General features: G+C 65.6%; 1 protein-coding gene. It reads right to left on the minus strand.

The window, feature by feature from the left end; genetic code table 11:
- Positions 1 to 578: immunoglobulin-like domain-containing protein (locus DM374_RS32725; RefSeq protein ID WP_157969821.1), on the minus strand; the 578-nt coding region annotated here is incomplete at both ends.

A 578-nucleotide genomic window follows, 5' to 3' on the forward strand; every position in this document is an offset into this window, starting at 1 on the left:
ATGGTAATGGTCTGGCCGTTGGACAGGGTCACGACCACCGGGGCGCCGGTCACCGGCGAGGTGACGCTGGCGGTGTAGGTGATCACGCCGTTTTCCGCCACGCTCGGGCTGGCGCCCAGGCTGACGGTGGTGGTGTCGGTCGAGTCGGTAACGGTAGTTACGGCCGGAGCCGGGTTTGGCACCAGGCTTTCGAAGTCGCCGCCGCTCACACCGGTGATGGTGGTGCTGATCGGCGCGGCGCCGTTGTAGACGTCGTTTGGTGCGGTGAACTGCACGGTGCCGCTGGTGCTGCCGACCGGGATGGTGATGGTCTGACCGGTGGACAGGGTGACGATCACCGGAGCGCCAGTCACTGGAGAGGTGACGCTGGCGGTATAGGTGATCACACCGTTTTCGGCGACGCTCGGGTTGGCGCCGAGGGTGACAGTGGTGGTGTCCACGCTGTCGGTGACGGTGGTTACGGCCGGCGCCGGGTTCGGCACCAGGCTTTCGAAGTTGCCGCCGGTTACGCCGGTGATGGTGGTGCTGATCGGCGTGGCGCCGTTGTAGACGTCGTTTGGTGCAGTGAATTCAACGCT

This window comes from Pseudomonas huaxiensis (genome assembly GCF_003231275.1).
In the GTDB taxonomy this organism is placed as follows: Bacteria; Pseudomonadota; Gammaproteobacteria; order Pseudomonadales; family Pseudomonadaceae; genus Aquipseudomonas; species Aquipseudomonas huaxiensis.